This window comes from Gilliamella sp. A7 (assembly GCF_002142015.1).
Taxonomy (GTDB): Bacteria; Pseudomonadota; Gammaproteobacteria; order Enterobacterales; family Orbaceae; genus Gilliamella; species Gilliamella apis_A.
On sequence record NZ_NASN01000011.1, the window covers coordinates 31,959 to 54,215 of the forward strand.

At 34.7% G+C, this 22,257-nt stretch carries 14 protein-coding genes; 10 read left to right on the plus strand and 4 right to left on the minus strand.

Going from position 1 to position 22,257, the window contains the following annotated elements; all coding sequences use genetic code 11:
* Positions 1–31 precede the first annotated feature (31 nt).
* A complete protein-coding gene (gene lptD, locus B6D18_RS04740) occupies positions 32–2,413 on the minus strand; it encodes an LPS assembly protein LptD (protein WP_086363394.1) in 2,382 nt (793 codons plus the stop codon).
* 74 nt (positions 2,414–2,487) lie between these two features.
* Positions 2,488–3,789, minus strand: a complete 1,302-nt coding sequence (gene pcnB / locus B6D18_RS04745; RefSeq protein WP_216818845.1) for a polynucleotide adenylyltransferase PcnB — start codon at positions 3,787–3,789, stop codon at positions 2,488–2,490.
* Positions 3,790–4,209: 420 nt separating this feature from the next.
* Between pcnB and oxyR the strand changes: the two genes are divergently transcribed.
* From oxyR to B6D18_RS04760, 3 genes are all read left to right on the plus strand, one after another.
* Positions 4,210–5,136 (plus strand): DNA-binding transcriptional regulator OxyR, encoded by a 927-nt coding sequence (gene oxyR / locus B6D18_RS04750; RefSeq protein ID WP_086363396.1) that lies wholly within the window; start codon positions 4,210–4,212, stop codon positions 5,134–5,136.
* A gap of 33 nt (positions 5,137–5,169) precedes the next feature.
* On the plus strand, positions 5,170–5,814 hold the full coding sequence (gene fabR / locus B6D18_RS04755) for an HTH-type transcriptional repressor FabR (RefSeq protein WP_086363397.1): 645 nt from the start codon (positions 5,170–5,172) through the stop codon (positions 5,812–5,814).
* Positions 5,815–6,468: 654 nt separating this feature from the next.
* Positions 6,469–6,894 (plus strand): hypothetical protein, encoded by a 426-nt coding sequence (locus tag B6D18_RS04760; protein ID WP_086363398.1) that lies wholly within the window; start codon positions 6,469–6,471, stop codon positions 6,892–6,894.
* A 64-nt stretch (positions 6,895–6,958) separates the two neighbouring features.
* Here the strand turns inward: B6D18_RS04760 and pntB are convergent, their stop codons facing one another.
* Both pntB and pntA read right to left on the minus strand, forming a co-directional pair.
* Positions 6,959–8,347, minus strand: a complete 1,389-nt coding sequence (gene pntB, locus B6D18_RS04765; RefSeq protein WP_086363399.1) for a Re/Si-specific NAD(P)(+) transhydrogenase subunit beta — start codon at positions 8,345–8,347, stop codon at positions 6,959–6,961.
* Positions 8,348–8,362: 15 nt separating this feature from the next.
* A complete protein-coding gene (gene pntA / locus B6D18_RS04770; protein ID WP_086363400.1) occupies positions 8,363–9,895 on the minus strand; it encodes a Re/Si-specific NAD(P)(+) transhydrogenase subunit alpha in 1,533 nt (510 codons plus the stop codon).
* Positions 9,896–10,258: 363 nt separating this feature from the next.
* Between pntA and rbsK the strand changes: the two genes are divergently transcribed.
* The 7 genes from rbsK (at position 10,259) to B6D18_RS04810 (ending at position 22,051) form a co-directional block, all read left to right on the plus strand.
* The gene (rbsK, locus tag B6D18_RS04775; protein ID WP_086363401.1) at positions 10,259–11,452 is read left to right on the plus strand and encodes a ribokinase; all 1,194 of its coding nucleotides are present in this window, start codon (positions 10,259–10,261) and stop codon (positions 11,450–11,452) included.
* Between the two features lie 24 nt (positions 11,453–11,476).
* Complete coding sequence (locus B6D18_RS04780) at positions 11,477–12,430, plus strand: nucleoside hydrolase (protein ID WP_370527995.1); 954 nt, start codon at positions 11,477–11,479, stop codon at positions 12,428–12,430.
* A complete protein-coding gene (locus tag B6D18_RS04785; RefSeq protein ID WP_086363402.1) occupies positions 12,427–13,815 on the plus strand; it encodes an MFS transporter in 1,389 nt (462 codons plus the stop codon). Before B6D18_RS04780 ends, B6D18_RS04785 begins: the two co-directional genes overlap by 4 nt.
* A 534-nt stretch (positions 13,816–14,349) precedes the next feature.
* Entirely contained in the window at positions 14,350–15,672 is a 1,323-nt protein-coding gene (gene mukF / locus B6D18_RS04795) for a chromosome partition protein MukF (protein WP_086363404.1), read from the plus strand.
* Positions 15,673–15,715: 43 nt separating this feature from the next.
* Positions 15,716–16,447, plus strand: coding sequence for a chromosome partition protein MukE (mukE, locus tag B6D18_RS04800; RefSeq protein WP_086363410.1), 732 nt, complete (start codon positions 15,716–15,718; stop codon positions 16,445–16,447).
* Positions 16,448–16,449: 2 nt separating this feature from the next.
* Complete coding sequence (gene mukB, locus B6D18_RS04805) at positions 16,450–20,868, plus strand: chromosome partition protein MukB (protein ID WP_086363411.1); 4,419 nt, start codon at positions 16,450–16,452, stop codon at positions 20,866–20,868.
* 934 nt (positions 20,869–21,802) lie between these two features.
* On the plus strand, positions 21,803–22,051 hold the full coding sequence (locus B6D18_RS04810; RefSeq protein ID WP_086363405.1) for a hypothetical protein: 249 nt from the start codon (positions 21,803–21,805) through the stop codon (positions 22,049–22,051).
* The last annotated feature ends 206 nt before the right edge of the window (positions 22,052–22,257 follow it).

Genomic DNA, 22,257 nt, shown 5'->3' on the forward strand with positions numbered 1-22,257 from the left:
TAATTGTATCGCTATAAATTTATCAGTTAGTTTATTCAAACGTTGACGTATAAGGTAACTTACCAAAGTCTAACATTTTGGCTTTGCTATCACGACTATTACCTAAACCTTGTAATTCAAAGTTAATAGAAAATTTATTTTTATATTTGCTCACATGAGTCTTGTCGTCCCAATCGGTTAGCTTTCGGCCATATTGTATTGTTACTCCCCAACAACAATCACTATAGTGTAAGCCAACAAAGCTATCTGCAATTTGATTCTGTTTCATATCATAATAATAAGAACCGACTACACTCACTGTTTCAGATAATGGCCAACTAGCCATAATACCCGTTTGGGATAGATCTTGTTTATAGCGTTTATCTGATGATTCTTTATATCTGTCATCTACGGTAGCAATATAATTATGATTTGCATATCGATAGGATAATTGCATTAATTTATCACTTGTAGGTCGATATTCAAAAGTAGTATTGGCTAAAGCAATAGTGTCAATGCGAGTATCATATTGGATGCCACTACGAAAAACAATATCATTACTGATACGCCAAAAATTATCTGTTGCCCATGTAATACTGCCCGTATCTGAATTTTTATCTAATTCATTATTATTCTCACTTGTTTTAGATTTAGTGAAATAAGTAATTTGACCAAGAGATAAATTAAATTTTTCAACCTTATTACTATCATAGAAGCGTGTAGTCACGCCTGTAGCGAGTTTATTTGTTGAAGCTATACGGTCTAGACCACTATAAGACTGATCTCTAAATAAGCCGGCGTAATCAGCCTGTAAATAACTTGAATCATAGTTATCAATATTGGATTGATTGCGATAGGGAATATAAGTATATTTAATGCGTGGCTCAAGTGTTTGGGTATAACCATCTACAAACTCAATATCGCGTTCGAAAATCACTTTACCATCCATACTAAATTTAGGCATAAATCGATTTACATTACTGTCTAATTTTTTATCTGATTTTTTATTTATCTTATTGTATCTTTTAAGGTTTTGCTGTTTGTAATTGGTGGCCATAAACCCCGTTTCAGTTGCTAGTGAAGCCCAAGAATTAGTTACCGTATAGTTAAGCGTTGGTTCAAGGTGCGTTCGCCATGCATTAGGTTTATTTTTTGTAGCATTTATAAAGTGAGATATTTGTGCAAATGTTTTGAATTTTAGTGGACCCAGATCGTAAGTATAATAGTTAATATCTAATTGTGGCTGGGTTTGGTAAAGGTTATTATAATGAAAAGGTTGAAAATGTTTGTAACCTAAAGCTACATCCCAATTTTCATCATTATAAGCTAATTTATAAAATTGTGTTAAATATCCATCTGTCTGAGAGGCATATTTAGAGCTAAGATCCGTTAAATATTGATTATCACTAACCCTTGTAACATCAGTATATAATCGCCAATTATAATTTATTAGTTCTTCATTTTTCCAATGGAATAACCATCGATTATTATTATTACCATAATTATTTCCATTTAGTAATTTTTTTCTATCTTCATTGTATTGGTTATCATGTTGCAACCAGTCAAACGCGATAGTTCCTAATCCTAACTGATTTAAATAACGGAATTCGTTTTGTAATTGTACACCACGATGTTGTAATATTTTTGGTGTTAAAGTTGCATCATAATTAGGCGCGATATTCCAATAAAAAGGTAAGGCGAAGTCAACACCATCAATACTGTCGTAACCAAAAGTGGGTATTAATAAACCAGATCGTCTTTTATTGCCTGTTGGTAATTGTAAATAAGGCGAATATAGAACAGGTACTTTGCCGATGCTAAATACTGCATTCCAGGCTTCAAGTAATTGCTCTTCGTTATCATGAATTACTGTAGTACCTTTAATATTCCAAGTACTATCATCTACTGGGCAAGAAGTAAAACTACCATTTTTTAGAATGATATAGCGATTTTTTTCCAGTTTCATTTCATCGGCTTTACCACGACCAAGCCGATCAACTAAATGATACTCACTAGGATGTATATTCGAATCATTGCTATTAAGATTCATTACAGCATGATTACCATTCATTTTTATCAAGTTATCTTGATAAATGATGTTTCCATCTAATGTCACCATGCGGTTATTTGCATCTTTAGAGTCAATAGTCACTTTATCAGCTTGAACTGTACGGTTACCCTGTTCAACATAAACGTTGCCACTATAAATAGCTAAATTAGGATAAATCGCTTCAAATTGATCTGCCTCTGCATTAACTGGTAAATTATTTATATCACCATTTACAATAGGTCGCTCAAATTTTGGTACATTAATTAGACACTGGGGGTTATTAGTGTCATTTTCAGGCAAACCAATTGCGTAGCTAGGACTATTATAATTGTACAAAGAAAATGTAACCGCTATAGCAATAAGAGAGAGTGATAATTTTTTCATCAATGATTAGATTGTAATTATGATTATTTTAATTAAAACATTATAGCGATTATTTATAAAAGTGCGAATGAAAATTAACGTTTAGTTCGTCGTTTATTGCTTTTACCGAGTTGTTTAACCATAGATATTTTTCTTTCGGTTGATTCATGTTGAAATTCATCCCACCATTTGGTTAAATCTAACAATTCACCTTTTTCAATAGATGCTCGCATTTCTAATAAATCATAAGCGGCACGAAATTTTGGATGTTCCAAAATCACAAAGGCGCGTTTCCCTTCACGCTTCTTCATTCTTAATTGTAAGCGCCAAATGTCACTCATTATATTTGTTAATCGTTTGGGAATTGCGATAATTCGGCACTGTTCGCTTAACACATCATTAATAGCCATAGAAAAAGAATCATAGTATTGTAAGCCACTTTCAATACAGTTAAGTTGAGTTTGTTCTATAATTGGATACCAAAAAAAGGCTGCATAGAGAAAAGCTGGATTGACACGTTGTTCGTTTGCTATTCGATAATCAGTATTTTTTAATACGTGAGCAATAATTTTCTCTAAATTACCATTATTATTGTGTACAAATAAGCGTTCAACTACCGGGAAAAGTTGTTCAAATAGTTGATACTGTTTTAATAAAATATAAGTGTTGTAACCATTACCAGATTGTAATAGCTTTAAAGATTCATCGAAAAGTCGCGCTGATGGAATATTTTTTAACAATGGAGCAAGCGTTTTTATGGGATCAGCTGTTGCATGATCAATTTTCATGTTAAGTTTGGCCGCAAAACGAATCGTTCTTAACATTCTAACTGGATCTTCACGGTACCTTGTTTGTGGATCGCCAATTAATCGAATAATGCCATTTTTTAAATCGTTTAACCCGCCACAGTAATCACGGATAGTAAAGTCTTTAACATTGTAATAAAGAGCATTCATCGTGAAGTCACGGCGAATAGCATCTTGTTCAATCGTACCATATACATTGTCACGTAATAGCATGCCAGATTGTGAACGTTTAGATATGTTGGTATGTTCGCTTTGACCATCATGTTCACCACGAAAAGTAGCTACTTCAATTATTTCTTTACCGAACATAATATGAGCTAGGCGAAAACGTCTTCCAATCAAGCGACAATTACGAAACACCTTTTGGATTTGCTCAGGAGTAGCATTTGTGGCAATATCAAAGTCCTTAGGTTTTTTACCTAAAAGAAGATCTCTAATACATCCACCAACGAGATAAGCTTCATATCCTTGTTTATTTAGGCGATAAAGAACTTTTAAGGCATTTTCGCTTATATTTTTACGAGAAATATTATGTTCATTACGGGAAATGGAGACATAGTGCGATTTTTGCCGTTCTTCATGCTGAAACATTTTACGATAAAAGCGAGAAACTTGTTTAAAAATAGCACACCTCAAATTAATTATAGTCTAAATAGCAATCTAACGCGCGATTATATCGCAATTATTTTTAACTTTCCATTTTTCTTAATGAGACTAAGGTAAGTAGAATAAAGGGATATAGTTTATAATCATCAAAGATTCTATTTGATTTTTTAAACATAATTATCAACAATAGCAGTTTGTATAGTACAATTAATAAAATTAGCCTATTAAGCATCAAGAAATAGTGCACAACAACAGATTTTATCTGTATTTAAATGACTAATTAATTTTACTGAATTTGATACTCTTATTTTATAAATGATTTTTATACAAAAATAGTATTATTTTATATCTATTTATTAGATTTCTGAGTATATAACCATTAACTGATAATTTTTTGGGGACACTATGAATATTCGTGATTTGGAATATTTTGTATCGTTAGCTGAATTTCGGCACTTTCGTAAAGCAGCAGATGCTTGTAATGTTAGTCAACCAACATTAAGTGGTCAAATCAGAAAACTTGAAGACGAATTAGGTGTAATGTTACTTGAGCGAACTAGTCGCAAAGTGTTATTTACCCAAACCGGTATGATGCTTGTTGAGCAAGCTAAAGAAATTTTACGTAATATACAAATTTTAAAAGAGATGGCTAGTCGTCAAGGCGAAGAGATGTCTGGTCCGATGCATATAGGTTTGATTCCTACTATTGCACCTTATTTATTACCGCATGTAATTACGGTATTACATGAATCTTTTCCTCAACTAGAGCTTTATTTACATGAAGCTCAAACTGCCAATATTGTTGCTCAACTTGAGAGTGGAAAACTGGATTGTGCGATTATTGCTCAAGTAAAAGAAACGGCACAATTTATTGAATTACCACTATTTAATGAACCAATGTTTCTAGCCGTTCCAGCAAATGATGAATTAGCAACTAAACAAACAGTTAAACTTTCTAATTTAAAAGGACAAAAATTTTTAATGTTAGAAGATGGTCACTGTTTGCGTGAACATGCAATGGGATATTGTTTTCAAGTAGGAATTGATGAAGACAAACAATTTAAAGCAACGAGTTTGGAAACATTGCGAAGTATGATATCTGCTGGACGAGGTATTACTTTATTTCCAGAGCTTGCAGCTCCGAATGAGCGTACTCGCGATAATATTTGTTATATTCCTTGTAATGATCCTATACCGACACGAAGTATTGCTTTGATTTATCGACCTGGTTCTCCATTACGTGCTCGTTACGAAACCATAGCTAAAACTATTCGCGATCATATGCCAAAAGTATTTGCAGAAAAAGAGCGATTATTAGCGCAAATAAATTGATAACTTATATTTGTATTATGTTGAATGTTGAAAATGAAAAATATTAAAACCGGTGGTATCAGAGCGCAGCAAAAGGAAAGAACGCGTCGAAGTTTAATTGATGCTGCGTTTAATCAACTTAATGCTGAACAAGGTTTTGCAAGTTTAAGTTTACGTGAAGTTGCTCGTGAAGCAGGTATTGCTGCTACCTCATTTTATCGACATTTTCGTGATATGGATGAATTAGGTTTAGCGATGGTTGATGAAAGCGGTTTAACGCTTCGTCAATTGTTAAGACAAGCTCGAAAACGTATTGAAAAAGGTGGCAGCGTGCTTCGAACTTCTGTAACCACCTTTATTGAATTTATAGATAAAAATCCTAAAGTATTTCTATTATTGCTGCGTGAAAAAGCCGGAACATCTTCTGATTTTCGATCGGCGATTGCACGTGAAATTCAGCATTTTATCGTCGAGCTTGTTGACTATTTAGATAATGCTAATCAAATGCCACATCATTATAATGAAGCTCAAGCAGAAGCGATGGTTACCATTGCTTTTAATGCTGGTGCTGAAGCGCTTGACTTTGATAGTATTCAACGTCAAAAATTAATAGAAAATCTTATTTTTCAACTTCGAATGGTTTCTCGAGGGGCTTATTACCTTTATCATAAAGAACAAATAAAACTTGAAAATCATTGATCATTTCTTTCATTTTATATTTATATCCAAGTTATAATTTAGATTTCAATTATGATAAAAAGAATCTAGTTGAGGATAATGTATAGTTAAACTCATTTTCTTTACAATCAATTAATTTATTTTATTTTTTCTCTTCTCTCTATTTTTAATTCTTCATAACATATTGATTCTAAATAATTTTACTGTGATGTGTAAGGTGTAAGACCACTAGATATTGCTGTTTGGTACGCCCCTAATAATAAGCAAATTTCAATAACTATAGCTGATGCAGTACAAGAAATAAAAAATACTAAATCGCCATTAATTTTTTCACATGGTTATGGTTGAAGTTGGCAAAATTTAAGCTGGCTTGCACATGAATTAGCTGCAAAAGGATATATTGTTGTAGCTCCTAATCATTTAGGAACAACCATATTTGATAAGAATACTGAGCAGTTAGCTAAACTATGGTTACGTCCGCAGGATTTAAGCAAAACTATTGATGCTCTGGCTGAAGATCAAATACTCACAAATATTATTAATTTTAATCAGATTGCCGCTATAGGCCATTTTTTAGGTGGTTGGTCAGTAATTGCACTTTCTGGCGCTAGATTTAATACTGACACTTTCAATGAGGATTGTAAAAAGTATTCATATTTAAAAGGTTGTCATTTGATGTCAGAACTTGGTTTGGCCAATCCAGAACTGAATAAGAGTATGTTAGACCCTAGGATAAAGGCATTCATATCTCTAGATGCTGGTTTGACAAGAGGATTCACCGTAGATAGCTTAGAAAAAATTAAAATTCCTGCTCTTATTATTGGTGCTGGAGTTGATATAGGTGATACAGATGCCAAACTTGAATCAGGTTATGTACAAGAATTTCTACCAAAATCGTCCTCAAATTATATTATTATTCCAGATGCAATGCATTTCAGTTTTATTCAAATTTGTAAATCCAATGCATTAGATATCTTAAATCAAGAGAAACAAGATGAAAGTATTATTTGTAAAGATGGTGGTTATCGTGCGAGAGGGGAGATACATCGTGAAGTTACCGATCTCATTATTGGTTTTTTATCTAAAACATTCAAAAAATAAAAATTGTCATTAAAAAAACTGCGACTTAAGTCGCAGTTTGTTGTTATTTTTAATGGTTACATTATTATAAATTTTGCAACACTTTTTCAACACTATCTTTAGCATCACCAAATAACATGTAGCTATTTTCTTTAAAGAATAGTGGGTTTTGCACGCCAGCATAGCCGGTGTTCATTGAGCGTTTTGAAATAATGACAGTTTTTGCTTTCCAAACTTCTAGAACCGGCATTCCTGCGATAGGACTATTAGGATCTTCTTCTGCCGCTGGGTTAACTGTATCGTTAGCACCAATTACCCAAACAACATCTGTATCAGGGAAGTCATCATTAATTTCATCCATTTCTAATACAATATCATAAGGGACTTTTGCTTCAGCTAATAATACGTTCATATGGCCAGGTAAACGTCCAGCAACTGGATGAATACCAAAGCGAACTTCTATACCCATACCACGAAGTTTTTCAGTAATGTTACTAACTGCGCCCTGAGCTTGAGCTACAGCCATACCATAACCTGGTACAATAATCACTGAGCGAGCTTCTTTTAAGGTTTGTGCAACTTCTGCTGGTTGCATTTCACGATACTCACCTTGTTCTTCTTCTGAAGAGCTTGATGAACTGCCATCACTACCAAAACCACCGGCAATTACGCTGATAAATGAACGATTCATTGCTTTACACATGATGTAAGAAAGAATTGCCCCAGAAGAACCCACTAACGCACCAGTTACAATTAGGAGATCATTTTGTAACATAAAGCCTGCCGCTGCTGCCGCCCAACCAGAATAGGAATTAAGCATTGAGATAACAACAGGCATATCTGCACCACCAATTGATGCTACAAGGTGGAAACCAAACACTAATGCAATAATTGTCATGATAAGTAAACAAACTAAGGCTCCTGCGCCAGTTTGTACATTAATAAATGTAAACATCAAGATAACTGATACAACTATTGCAGCTAGATTTAGGTAGTGTTTATATGGGAGAGATAATGGTTTTGAGCTAATTTTACCATTTAACTTTCCAAATGCTACAATTGATCCTGAGAAGGTAACTGCACCGATAAATACACCTACAAAAATTTCAACTAAATGAATTGTTACTTCATTCGGTGCAAGCTGGTGCGGATCTAAAAAGCTGTTTATACCAACAAGAACGGCTGCCATACCCACAAAGCTATGTAACAAAGCAACCAATTCAGGCATTTGTGTCATTTCAACATTTTTTGCTAGGTACAAACCAATAGCAGCACCGATAATCATGGCAATAATGATCCAGTGTAACCCACCATGTATGCTGGCAATTGCTGCGATAAGAGCTATTGCCATACCAATCATGCCATAAATGTTTCCAGATTTAGCTGATTCTTGATTTGATAGGCCTCGTAAACTAAAGATAAAAAGTAATGCAGCAATAACATAAGCTGCTTGAATGATTCCATGACTTAACATTATCAATAATCTCCCTTACTTGCCACGTTGGAACATTTTTAGCATTCTTTGGGTAACAAAGAATCCACCAAAAATATTGATACTAGCAATCAAAATAGCAACAAAGGCAATCGCCGTAGTTAAACCATTATCATCACCGACTTGCAATATTGCACCGACTAATATAATACCCGATATAGCATTAGTAACGGACATTAGCGGTGTATGTAATGAATGAGTTACATTCCAAACTACGTAATAACCAACTACACATGATAATGCAAATACAGTGAAGTGACCTAAAAAGCTTTCAGGTACTGAGTTTGCTAACCAGAAATAGGCAATAATTAACAAAGCTAAAATGCCATATTTTTTGGCTGGTGGCATTGGTTTTGGTTCAGGCTTGGCCACAGGTTCAACCGTTTTTTTCTGTGGTTGAGCTGAAACTTGAATTGGAGGAGCAGGCCAAGTTATTTCTTTGTCTTTAACTACGGTTACACCACGAATCACTACATCATCAAAGTTGATATCAATGTTGCCATCTTTCTCTTTGGCAAGTAGTTTTAATAAATTAACAATGTTAGTGCCATATAATTGCGATGCTTGTGCTGGCATACGGTTCGCTAAATCAGTATAACCAACAATTTTAACATTATTATCAGTTTCGAATACTTCACCTGGTTTAGTTAATTCGCAGTTACCGCCAGTTAACGCTGCTAAATCAACAATAACACTACCTGGTTTCATTGATTCAACCATCTCTTTTGAGATAAGTTTTGGTGCAGGTTTGCCTGGAATTAATGCTGTAGTGATAATGATATCAACATCTTTTGCTTGTTCAGCAAATAATGCCATTTCTGCTTCAATAAAAGCAGCAGACATTTGTTTAGCATAGCCATCACCGGAACCGGCTTCTTCTTCGAAATCCAATTCTAAGAAGTCAGCACCCATACTATTAATTTGTTCTGCAACTTCAGGTCGTGTATCGAATGCACGAACAATAGCACCTAAGCTAACTGCCGCACCAATTGCAGCAAGGCCCGCAACACCCGCACCAATTACCAACACTTTTGCTGGTGGTACTTTACCTGCTGCTGTTACTTGTCCAGTAAAGAAACGACCGAACTGGTTTGCTGCTTCAATAACTGAACGGTAACCAGCTATGTTCGACATTGAACTTAATGCATCAAGTGATTGAGCTCGTGAAATACGAGGTACACAATCCATCGCCATTACAGTGATATTTTTAGTTGCAAGTTTTTCTAAAAGGTCTTTATGTTGAGCAGGATAAATATAGCTGATAAGCGTTAATCCCTCTTTCATTAGAGCGATTTCTTCATCAGTTGGCGCATGAAATTTTAAAATAACATCATTTTGCCAAATATCCTTTGTACTTTGAATAGTGGCTCCAGCATCAATAAAAGCTTGGTCTTCGAAATGAGCAGCATGTCCAGCACCTTGTTCTACTGAAACTGTAAATCCTAGTTTTAACAGTTGTCCAACGGTTTGAGGTGTTGCTGCAACTCTAGCTTCATTGGCTAACCGTTCTTTTGGTATACCGATATGCATTGCATTACATCCTTATGTTAAGAAAGATTATTCATGTTTTGAGATTTTAGCATAAATTAGCGACAGTGCGAGTAAGGAATTAATTTTTTATTATCGAAATTAGATTATTATTTTTTATGATAACTTGATATAGCGTTATGAGTTATAGCAAAAGTATAGTTGTTTTGCTGATAGTTATTACTAATAGATGTGACAATAATAAAATGAATAATTTTCATTAAATTTTACTATTTTTAAAGCAGTTGGGTTCAACCTATCTTTGTTCCGTTTGCTTCTGTTTTATCTCATAAGTTATGATTATTATCACTCTTTTAAGGATTTAATCCAGCTATACTTTGAATTAATCATCAAGAGGTTTACTTTATGTTCTTAGAAGAAAGACAAAAAGCTATCTTAGCTTATTTAGATAAACATGAAAAAGGTAGTGTCCAATATTTTTCGGAAATATTCAAAGTATCTAAAGAGACTATTAGAAAAGATCTCTCTACGCTGGCGAAGCAATTATTAGTTATTCGTTGTCACGGTGGTGCCATGATAAAAAGGCACAGATTAGTAAGCAATGTTACTGATAAAGAGTGTATTACCTCATTAATGACCAGATATGAAAAACAGAAATTTAAAAAACGAGGAGACAGAATGAACGGTAATGTTTGTATTTTAGGTTCATTTAATGTTGATATTGTTGCGCAAGTGGCAAGATTTCCAAAAGGTGGTGAATCAATTCTGGCGAAAAAAAGTATGATTGGTCCAGGTGGAAAAGGTGCTAATCAAGCGCTTGCTGCAAGCCATGCTGATGCAAAAGTTCATTTTGTCGCAAAAGTTGGAACCGACCAATTTAGTCAATTTGCTCATGATCATTTATCTTCATCGAAAATTAACTCATTTACTTTGTATCAATCAGATAAAGAACCTACAGGCAATGCTGTCATTTATGTTTCTGAAGAAAATGGCGAGAATATGATTGCCATCTATCCTGGTGCAAATTTAACAATTACTAATAAAGAAATTGTAATGTTGGAAAGTTATCTTAAACAATCTGATATTCTATTAGTTCAACTTGAAAATAATATTGATGCTGTTTTAAATGCAATGAAATTGGCTAAAGCAATGGGGGTTAAAGTGGTGTTAAACCCGGCACCTTATTCTAAAGATATTCAACAGCTATTATCTTATATCGATATTGTTACTCCAAATGAAACTGAAGCAAGTTTAATGTCTGGAGTTGAAGTTAATGATTTCGATAGTGCCAAGCTTGCTGCGGAAAAAATCTATTCATTAGGGATTCAAACAGTCATTATTACTTTAGGTAGTAAAGGCTCTCTTGTCTATGATGGTAAACATCATCAACATATTAAGCCTTTTTTAGCTGTTCCTGTTGATACAACTGGTGCTGGCGATGCTTTTAATGGGGCTTTTTGTGCTTCATTGGCTAAAGGAGAAACCCTTTATCAAGCAGCAGTTTATGCTTCAGCTTTTGCATCTTTAGCCGTTGAGCGCGAAGGTGCATCAAATATGCCATCGCATCAAAATGTGCTGAAACGAATGGCAAATATATAAATTTACTTGAGGAACCGATTTATGATGAATCAGCCAAAAAAAATTATCCTTGATTGCGATCCCGGTCATGATGATGCTATCGCACTTTTATTAGCTCATGGTAATCCAAATATTGAATTGCTAGCGGTAACTACGGTTGTTGGTAACCAAACATTAGAAAAAGTAACTCGAAATGCATTATCTGTTGCACGTATCGCTAACATTACAAATGTACCTTTTGCAGCAGGAGCAGTAAGACCTTTAATTAGAAATGTAGAAGTGGCACCTGATATTCATGGTGACTCTGGACTTGATGGACCTGTTTTACCGGAACCTGCAATTCAATTAGATAAAAGGCATGCTATTGATTTAATTATTGATACCATCATGTCTCATCCACCCAAAACAGTCACATTGGTACCAACAGGCGGTTTAACCAATATTGCAATGGCGGTACGTAAAGAGCCGAAGATTGTTGAACGTGTAAAAGAAGTTGTTTTGATGGGAGGTGGGTATCATGTTGGTAACTGGAGCGCAGTCGCAGAGTTTAATATCAAGATAGATCCAGAAGCAGCTCACATAGTATTTAATGAAAAATGGCCCGTTACTATGGTTGGGTTAGATCTTACCCATCAAGCATTAGCTACACCAGAAGTAATTGAAAAAATATCTGCAATAAAAACAAAACCAGCTAAATTTGTTTTGGAAATGCTGGAATTCTTCGGAAAAATGTACAAACAAGCTCAAGGTTTTACTTATCCGCCAGTGCATGATCCTTGCGCTGTTGCTTATGTTATTAATCCTGAGTTAATAAAAACTAAACGAGTACCAGTTGATATTGAATTGACAGGTACATTAACTTTAGGAATGACCGTGGCTGATTTTCGTTTTCCTCCTGATGATAGTTGTCATACTCAGGTTGCAACTGAACTTGATCATACCGGTTTTTGGGATTTAATTGTTGACTCCCTTGAACGAATAGGTGAGGTTAATCTATGATTGAAAAAAGTAAAGATAAATCCAGTGTATTTACACTGATGATGGCTTTGCTTGCTGCATGTGTTGCTTTTCAACTTAATGCTAGTATGTTAAGCCCTGTATTAGTAACCATAGCAAAAGAGTTAGGAACTAATGATGCTGCTGTTGGGCTATCGCAAACCTCGTTTTTCACAGCAGCAGCTTTATTTTCATTATTTTTACCACGATTAAGTGATATAAAAGGACGAAAAAAAGTCTTAACTGCTATGTTATTAATCATGACATTAGGTACAGTTTTAGCTGCCGTTGCACCAAATATTGAAGTGTTATATGCCGCTCGGATTATTCAAGGTGTCTCAGGACCAGTCGTACCTTTATGCTTGTTAATGTTAAGTTTTGAAGTAAAAGATGTTAAACAGTATGGTATGTTGATGGGAATAATAACAGCAGTAAATGGCGGTATTGCTGGTGTTGATGCGATAGCTGGTGGCCTACTTGCAACTCATTTCGGTTTTCGTTCTGTATTTTGGGTTATCGCTATAGTGGCTGCAATTTCCACTTTCTTTGTTCATCGTTTTGCCTCCGAATCTAAACCATCGGCAGGTACTAAAATGGATTGGTTAGGTGTTTTGTTAATTGTTCTAACTATAGCTGCGCTATTACTCGCTCTTAATGAAGCGGGTAAACTTGGTAATGCAAATTGGTTGATTGTGGTAGGATTAACACTGTTTGCTATCTTATGTTTTATTCTGTTTTGGCATGTAGAAAAAAGAAATAAACAACCGCTTGTTACCACCAATCATTTGAAAAAACGTGCTACATGGGCTTTGTTATTAACAACTACTTTAACCATGACGGGTATTTTCGCCATTGTTAATGGTTTAGTCATGTCAATTGCTCAAAATCATGAGATTGGCTTTGGATTAGAAGCTGATTGGGCTTCCCTCATTTTTCTAACTCCTTATGCTTTAATTGGTTGGTTTGTGGGGCCTTTTTCCGGAAGATTGGCACCAACAATGGGTTATAACAATGTGCTAAAATTAGGTCTTGTGGGCTGTGTTATTGGCATCTTAATTATTATGTTTTATGGCATTCATTCTCTACCTATTTTATCAGTAGGAGTTATTGTGCTAGGTATTTTCTATGCAGGCATGGCCAATATTATTTTAAATGGCTTAGGTGTTGTTTTATCACCTAGCGAAAATCCAGGTTTTCTACCTGGTATGAATGCTGGTGCATTTAATTTAGGTGCTGGCTTAAGTTTTGCATTATTACCAGCAATTCAGATGATGAATGGTAGCTCAATTAATGGTTATTTCAATGGTATGTTACTTGGATTAGCGATTACGGTATTAGCTCTAATTTGTAGTTTTCTTATACCTCGTCCAATTAATGCTGAAGTTTAATCGTCTTATTAATAGGAAACGGGATAATAATCCCGTTTTTTACATATAAATTAATTTTGTTTCACTAATTGGTTATTTTTTACTAAAAGCCAATTTTAACCCAATAACATTTGACCTTTGATTTGGTATAATAGTTGCTTGACCTTTATCATTGGTTATTTCTGTTTTATCTAAATTATTAACTACATCAACAATGACAGGAGTGTTGGTCAGCGGTTTACCATTTTTATTCTCAATAATTGATAAATTGCCACTGCACTTCAATTTTGTTGGATTTATAAAAGGCACAAGTTGTAGGTTAATAGTCCATTACTTTTGTATCTATAGAAGTCAATTTGATTAAGGTAGAAAAAGTAATTTAAGAAAATGAAATATAGTATATTACATCTAATAATAAATCCTAAACTTAGCTATTTTTAACTACTACAATTTGTTATATAATCGATAAAATTTTGTCCATAACACAATATATTGTGTTTCTCATATTATTTTAAGATGTCAGGCTTGCTGAACATCCTTAATTAAGGAATCACTATGATGGATTTTTCCCAATCAGTGCCAGAACTGGTCTCTTGGGCAAAAAAAAATGATTTTTCGATTGCTTTGCCTGTTGAGCGATTAGCCTTTTTATTAGCAATAGCTGTATTAAACAGCGAGCGCTTTGATGGCGAAATGACTGAATCTGAATTAATCGATGGTTTTCGACATGTTTCTCATATTTTTGAGCAAAGTGAAGATACTATTACTGTTCGTGCTAATAATGCGATTAATGATTTAGTCCGTCAGCGTTTAATCACGCGCTTTGCTAGCGAAATGACCGATGGTTATTCTATTTATCGATTGACTCCTTTGGGAATTGGTATTTCTGATTACTATATTCGTCAACGCGAATTTTCGACCTTACGTTTGTCAATTCAGCTTTCAATTGTGGCACAAGAATTAAAACGTGCTGCAGATGCTGCTCTTGAAGGTGGTGATGATTTACATTGGCATCGTAATGTTTTTGCACCTTTAAAATATTCAGTAGCTGAAATCTTTGATAGCATCGATATCACTCAGCGAGTGATGGATGAACAACAAGCTGATGTAAAACAAAATATTTCTGCATTATTAAGTCAAGATTGGCAGGCGGCAATTAGTAGTTGTGAGGGTTTACTGACAGAAACATCACAAACCTTACGTGAATTGCAAGACACATTAGCCGCCGCTGGTGATAAACTACAAGCTAGTTTGCTTTTAATACAAGATGCGACTTTAGATAATCCTGAGTTAGATAAAATTAATAATGTAGTTATTGATTTACAAAGTAAATTAGACCGAATTATTGGTTGGGGACAAAAAGCAATAGATCTATGGATAGGTTATGATAGGCACGTTCATAAATTTATTCGTACTGCAATTGATTTAGATAAGAATCGAGTTTTTTCTCAACGATTACGCAAATCGATCCAAAGCTATTTTGATTCACCATGGTCACTTACTTTTGCGAATGCTGAACGTTTACTGGATATGCGTGATGAAGAATTGGCATTACATGAAGCTGAAGTGACAGGCGAGTTACCTTCCGAACTCGAATTTGAAATGATTGAAGAAATTCAAGAGCACATAGTTGCACATATTGAACAAAATTTATTGATCTTTAAACAAGAAAATAAACCACTTGATATGAGTATTGCTATTCATAGTTATTTAGCACAGTTCCCTCGAGAACAGCATTTTGATATTGCAAGATTGTTTATTGATCAGGCTATTCGATTAGGTATTGCCGAAAGTGATTTACTTGGTATTCCTGCCGAATGGAAACCTATTAACGATTATGGAGCTAAGGTACAAGCACATGTCATCAACAGATACTAAAGATATAGAAATGGAACAAACTGCTCATCATCTCGATGAAGTCATGGGACGTATTGCTGTAAGTTCTCAAGCGTCTATAGATAAATATATGCCAGTGAAATTGGCTCAAGCTATTGCCAATCCAATTTTTCCTGAACTAGATAGTTTATTACGCTCAGGCCGCCATATTGGTATTGATGAGCTGGACAATCATGCATTTTTGATGGATTTTCAATTTGAACTTGAACAGTTTTATCAACGTTATAATGTTGAGCTTATTCGTGCTCCAGAAGGCTTTTTTTATCTTCGTCCTCGTTCAACCACTTTAATTCCCCGTTCAGTTCTTTCTGAATTAGACATGCTAGTGGGTAAAGTGTTGTGTTATCTCTATTTAAGCCCTGAACGATTAGCGCATGAAGGTATCTTCACTTTGCAAGAACTTTTTGATGAACTGGTTTCCTTAGCGGATGAAAGTAAATTGTTGAAATTAGTTAATCAACGTTCAACGGGATCTGACTTAGATCGTCAAAAACTGTTTGATAAAGTAAAAACTGCATTAAATCGCTTACGTCGACTAGGCATGATCTTCTTTATTGTAGGTAATGACAGTAGTCGTTTTCGTATAAATGAATCTATTTTCCGCTTTGGCGCTGATGTTCGCAGTAGTGATGATGCGCAAGAGGCGCAATTACGCTTAATTCGTGACGGTGAAGCGATTAAAATAGAATCATCACTTATTTTGGATGATGATAATAGTGAAGAACAAGATGAAGATGTTAATGAGGAGATTGAATAATGATGATGGGACACGGTAAATTTCACTCATTAACCTTAATTAACTGGAACGGTTTTTTTGCTCGAACCTTTGAGCTTGATCAGCTGGTTACCACGCTTTCAGGTGGTAATGGCGCGGGTAAATCAACGACTATGGCTGCATTTGTCACAGCGCTAATTCCTGATTTGACTTTATTACATTTTAGAAATACCACTGAAGCGGGTGCAACTTCAGGTTCTCGAGATAAAGGTTTACATGGTAAGTTAAAGCCTGGTGTTTGTTACTCAATGCTAGATGTTATCAACTCTCGTAATCAGCGAATTATCTGTGGTGTACGTTTACAGCAAGTAGCAGGGCGTGACAAAAAAGTAGATATTAAACCTTTTTTAATACAAGGTTTACCTGTCAATATTAGTCCAACTGAATTGGTAACGGAACGTTTAAATGATAAACAGGCTCGAATTTTATCACTACCAGAATTAAAAGATAAAATTGAGTCAATGGAAGGCGTTATTTTTAAACAATTTAACTCTATTACCGATTATCATTCAGTCATGTTTGATTTTGGTATATTACCGAAACGGTTACGCTCTTCATCTGACCGAAGTAAATATTATCGCTTGATTGAAGCTTCTCTATATGGGGGGATTTCAAGTGCTATTACACGATCATTGCGTGATTATTTGTTGCCGGAAAATAGTGGCGTCAGAAAAGCCTTCCAAGATATGGAAGCAGCATTACGTGAAAATAGAATGACACTTGAAGCTATTCGAGTAACACAATCGGATCGTGATTTATTCAAACACCTTATTACTGAGTCTACCAACTACGTTGCTGCTGACTATATGCGTCATGCTAATGAACGTAGAGTCCATATTGAATCGGTTTTAGGATTGCGTCGTGACATGTTTAAAACGCAAGATCTGCTGATTAGTAATCAATTTCGCCAAATTGAAATGGCAAAAGAATTAAAAGAATATCAAGATGCTCAAAGCGACTTAGAAACGGATCTTCAGGCTGCCAATGATCATCTTAACCTTGCGCAAACAGCTTTACGTCAACAAGAAAAAATAGACCGTTATCAAGCGGACTTAGATGATCTGAATTTGAAACTTGAAGAGCAAAATGAAGTTGTCCTCGAAGCCAATGAACAGTATCAAAATTACCGTGATCAGGTTGAGCAGACTGAGCAAGAAGTTGATGAAATAAAAACCCAATTAGCTGATTATCAACAAGCTTTAGATGTGCAGCAGACTCGGGCAATCCAATACCAACAAGCTATTCAAGCTTTAAAAAATGCTCAACAACTATGCCAATTACCAAAATTAGGTATAAGTAACGTTGAAAATCATTTTGAAATTTTTGAAGAAAAACAAAAAGAAGTTACTGAACAACTATTAGAATTAGAGCAAAGACTAAGTGTTTCAGATGCCGCAATTAATCAATTTGATAGAGCTTATCAACTAGTTATTAAACTAGTAGGAGACGTAGTGCGTAGTGATGCTTGGAGTGCCGCTAGAGAAGCATTAAAGCAGTGGCCTTCACAATGTTACCAAGCCGATCAAGCAGAACATTTACAACTGCAATTAGATGAATTAGAGCAACGCTTTTTTGAGCAAAAAGAAGCTGAATCATTATTAACTCAATTTTGTAAGCGTTTTGGTCGTCAACTTAATTATGATGAGCTTGATGAATTCAAACAAGAGCTAGAAGTTCAACTAGATCAAAATGCTGAGCTTGCCAATGAATCAAGTGAAAAACGTATTGAATTTAGGCAAGAGCTTGAGCAAATTCAAACTCAAATAGGTGCTTATCGACAAAAAGCACCGGTATGGTTAAAAGCCCAAGATGCACTTATCGCATTACAAGAACAAACAGAGCAAACGTTTACTAACAGTCATGCTGTCACGCAACATATGCAACAATTGCTGGAACAGGAACGTACTTTAGTTACACAACGTGATCAAATAAACTTCAAACGTAATCAACTTGATGCACAAATTGAACAACTCAATCAACCAAGTGGTGTTGATGATGGCCGTTTATCGACGTTAGCAGAAAGGTTTAATGGTGTATTACTTTCTGAAATTTATGAAGATGTAACGATTGATGATGCACCTTACTTTTCAGCATTATATGGCCCATCAAGACAAGCTATTGTGGTACCTGATTTATCATTGGTAAAAGCTCAACTTGAAAGCCTGACAAGTAGTGAAGAAGATTATCCAGAAGATATCTATTTTATCGAAGGTGATCCATCGTCATTTGACGATAGTGTTTTTGATTGTGAAGAAATGACCAAATCAGTGTTGGTTAAAACTGGTGATCGTCAATGGCGCTTCTCCAGTTTTCCTAAGGTGCCTTTATTTGGCCGAGCAGCACGTGAAATTCATCTTGAAAAATTATCGGCAGAACGCGATGAACTACATGAACGTTATGCAACAATTTCATTTGATCTGCAAAAATTACAACGTATTGAGCAAAATATTGGGCAGTTTATTGGTGAATATCTATCTGTAGCATTTGATATCGATCCAGAAGCTGAAGCGCAAAAATTATCGACAAGACGTAATGAAATCGAACGTCAGCTCTTGGCACAAGAAAGTATTGATAAACAAAATCAACAACAAGTTGCAAATTGTAAAGAGCAGTTAATCACAGTAAATCGTTTGATAGCTCAAATGCATTTATTGGCTGATGATGATTTAGCGGATCGGGTTGATGATCTACGTGAGCAAGTTGCTGAAGCGCAAGAGGCAGCGCAATATGTTAGTCGTCATCGCCATACCATTGCAGAACTTGAACCTATTGTTGCGGTATTGCAAAGTGATCCTGAGCAGAACGAATCGTTACGTGAACAGTACAATACGGTAAAAGCTCAGCAGCAAACTATTCGCCAACAAGTTTTTGCTTTAACAGAAGTGATGCAACGTCGAGCACATTTTAGCTATGAAGATTCTGCTGGTATGTTGAATGAAAATAGCGATCTCAATGAAAAATTACGTGCTCGATTAGAAGTTGTTGAAGGACAACGAGGTGAAGCCCGTCGTCAAATGCAACAGTATCAAGATAAATATAATCAATATAATCAAACATTAGCATCACTTAAAAGTGCATTTGAAACTAAGCGAGAAATGCTTAATGAATTGCATAAAGAGATCGAACAAATTGGTGTTAAAGCGGATGCAATCACTGAAGAGCGAGCACATATCCGTCGTGATGAAATTCATCAAAAACTCAATAGTAATCGCCAACAATGCACGTCTTTGGAAAAACAACTTATTATGTGTGAAAGCGAAATGACGCAAATGCAAAAACGCTTAACACAAACGCTGCGTGATTATAAACAGTTACGTGAACAAGTTGTTGAAGCAAAAGCTGGTTGGTGTTTAGTGCTACGCCTTGTTAAAGAAAACAGTGTAGAACGACGATTACATCGACGAGAATTGGCTTATCTGAGTGCTGATGAACTACGTTCTATGTCGGATAAGGCACTTGGTTCATTGCGTTTAGCGGTAAATGATAATGAACACTTACGTGACGTATTAAGATTATCCGAAGATCCGAAAAGACCAGAACGTAAAATCCAGTTTTATATTGCGGTTTATAAACATCTACGTGAACGAATTCGCCAAGATATCGTCAAAACTGATGATCCGATTGAAGCCATTGAACAAATGGAAATTGAGTTGTCACGATTAACTGAAGAACTGACTTCACGAGAACAGCAATTGGCTATTAGTTCAAAAAGTGTGGCTAATATTATTCGTAAAACTATACAACGTGAACAAAACCGTATTCGTATGCTTAATCAAGGATTACAAGCAGTGGCATTTGGCCAGGTTAATGGTGTTCGTTTGAATGTTAGTATTCGTGAGGCACACTCTTCATTATTAGCTGCATTAGCTGATGATCAAAATGAACATCAGGATCTATTTAGTAATAATCGTATTACCTTCTCAGAAGCGTTAGCCAAACTTTATCAACGTTTAAATCCACATATTGATATGGGACAACGAACTGCACAAAATATTGGTGAGGAGTTGCTAGATTATCGAAACTATTTAGAGATGGATGTGGAAGTTAATCGTGGTGCTGATGGTTGGTTACGTGCTGAAAGTGGTGCTTTATCAACCGGTGAAGCGATTGGTACAGGTATGTCTATTCTACTAATGGTAATTCAAAGTTGGGAAGAAGAGTCTAAACGTTTACGTAATAAAGATATTTCACCATGTCGACTATTATTTTTGGATGAGGCCGCTCGTCTTGATGCTAAATCGATTGCTACACTCTTTGAGTTATGCGAAAGATTAGAAATGCAGCTTATTATTGCTGCACCAGAAAACATTAGCCCAGAAAAAGGTACAACCTATAAACTAGTTCGTAAAGTTATCAATAACCAAGAACATGTTCATGTCGTTGGCTTGAAAGGTTTTGCTTAATAAAGTTAGCTATGGTATTTTATAAAAGTATTGCTGGTATCTACCAGCAATATCTTATTTTGATATAAAAATTCATAAAGATATATGGATTTATCTGCAATATGAATATTGGATGTAGTTGTATTTTATAGATTAGTAGATAGCTTCAAGTGTTAATTATATAAATTCACTGAGTTTGTACTTTCTAAAAAGTGAGCAAATGCTTAACTTATCCATTACATTCAAATCAATCAAATAGTCGTTTTCAATAGATCATAATTAAACATGATTTCTTATCTAGTAATATTGGATAAGTGGCGTCATAAAAGAAATGCTTATTCTAATTTATTGAAGATTAAAACTGTCGAAATTTCTCGTTTAGATAGTCTTTAAATCGATTATTTAGCTTGCAAATTGACACTTTTAACGACAACTTAATATTTTTATCTGATGATATTTTATTAACTATATTGTGACTATAGTTTTTATAATGGGATAAAAAGTAAAAAATTTAATAAAAAGGTCAGGCTAATTTTTGTCTAAGTTTAAATTAGCTTAGCTAGTTGCGTGTGATGTATAAAAAATTGATCACCAAAACAGCTAAAAATGAAGAAAATATACGTCACAATTTCGGTTAAAAAGCGTTGTTAAGAATTCCTATTTTGGTTTCTGAATGAGAATTAACCATATTACCTATTTTGTTACTGATTTCGTTAAAACGAGTGATTTTTAATCAGTTTTAATTGTTAACGTTTACACTAATTTGTTTGATTATTTATCTTAGTTTATTGAAATAATTAATTTATTTATAAATAAGGGTTTTTTTGTTAAAATTTGACTTGATTGGCATTTTCTTTTCTGCTTAAATAAAGAGGAATTTAAGCGACACCATGTATTAATTGGTATCGTTTAGATTCAAATTTAAAATTAACTATTTTGGAATAAGGAAAACAAAATGAAAGAATTAAACAAAGTAGAAGTTGAACAAGTATCTGGTGCTGGTTTCATCGCTGATGCTGGTGGTGCTTTAGGTAAAGGTATTGGTTGGATCATTGATGCTAAGAACCCAGACAATGGTGGTTTAGGTCAACAAGCTGGTGGTGCTTTAGGCCAAGGTATCGGTCAAATCGTTGAAGCTGGTATCGGTGCTATTAGCCAAATTATCGGTGCAGGTTTAGGCCTAATCGGTCTTGGTAGAAGATAGTAGTAGCTGATTGTCCTTAATTTATATTGTTTAAAGTGGTAAAACGGGAAGCGAGATTCGTTTCTCGTTTTATTTTGAAATGTCATCTAGTGAATTGAAACAAAGACATCTTAAACTAAGATTTAGCAATTTTTCAATAAGTGATTATTTTTAAATTATAAAATACCTAATTAATTTAGATGCTAGTTTTAATTATTTTAAAAATT

Bases quoted from the DNA above. Each gene is read 5' to 3' on its own strand.
- mukB (WP_086363411.1), top strand. From the start codon at position 16,450: ATGATGGGACACGGTAAATTTCACTCATTAACCTTAATTAACTGGAAC.
- B6D18_RS04760 (WP_086363398.1), top strand. From the start codon at position 6,469: ATGTCAGAACTTGGTTTGGCCAATCCAGAACTGAATAAGAGTATGTTA.
- B6D18_RS04785 (WP_086363402.1), top strand. From the start codon at position 12,427: ATGATTGAAAAAAGTAAAGATAAATCCAGTGTATTTACACTGATGATG.
- rbsK (WP_086363401.1), top strand. From the start codon at position 10,259: ATGTTCTTAGAAGAAAGACAAAAAGCTATCTTAGCTTATTTAGATAAA.
- pntB (WP_086363399.1), bottom strand. From the start codon at position 8,347: ATGTTAAGTCATGGAATCATTCAAGCAGCTTATGTTATTGCTGCATTA.
- lptD (WP_086363394.1), bottom strand. From the start codon at position 2,413: ATGAAAAAATTATCACTCTCTCTTATTGCTATAGCGGTTACATTTTCT.
- mukF (WP_086363404.1), top strand. From the start codon at position 14,350: ATGATGGATTTTTCCCAATCAGTGCCAGAACTGGTCTCTTGGGCAAAA.
- fabR (WP_086363397.1), top strand. From the start codon at position 5,170: ATGAAAAATATTAAAACCGGTGGTATCAGAGCGCAGCAAAAGGAAAGA.
- pntA (WP_086363400.1), bottom strand. From the start codon at position 9,895: ATGCATATCGGTATACCAAAAGAACGGTTAGCCAATGAAGCTAGAGTT.
- mukE (WP_086363410.1), top strand. From the start codon at position 15,716: ATGGGACGTATTGCTGTAAGTTCTCAAGCGTCTATAGATAAATATATG.
- B6D18_RS04810 (WP_086363405.1), top strand. From the start codon at position 21,803: ATGAAAGAATTAAACAAAGTAGAAGTTGAACAAGTATCTGGTGCTGGT.
- oxyR (WP_086363396.1), top strand. From the start codon at position 4,210: ATGAATATTCGTGATTTGGAATATTTTGTATCGTTAGCTGAATTTCGG.
- pcnB (WP_216818845.1), bottom strand. From the start codon at position 3,789: ATGTTTCAGCATGAAGAACGGCAAAAATCGCACTATGTCTCCATTTCC.
- B6D18_RS04780 (WP_370527995.1), top strand. From the start codon at position 11,477: ATGAATCAGCCAAAAAAAATTATCCTTGATTGCGATCCCGGTCATGAT.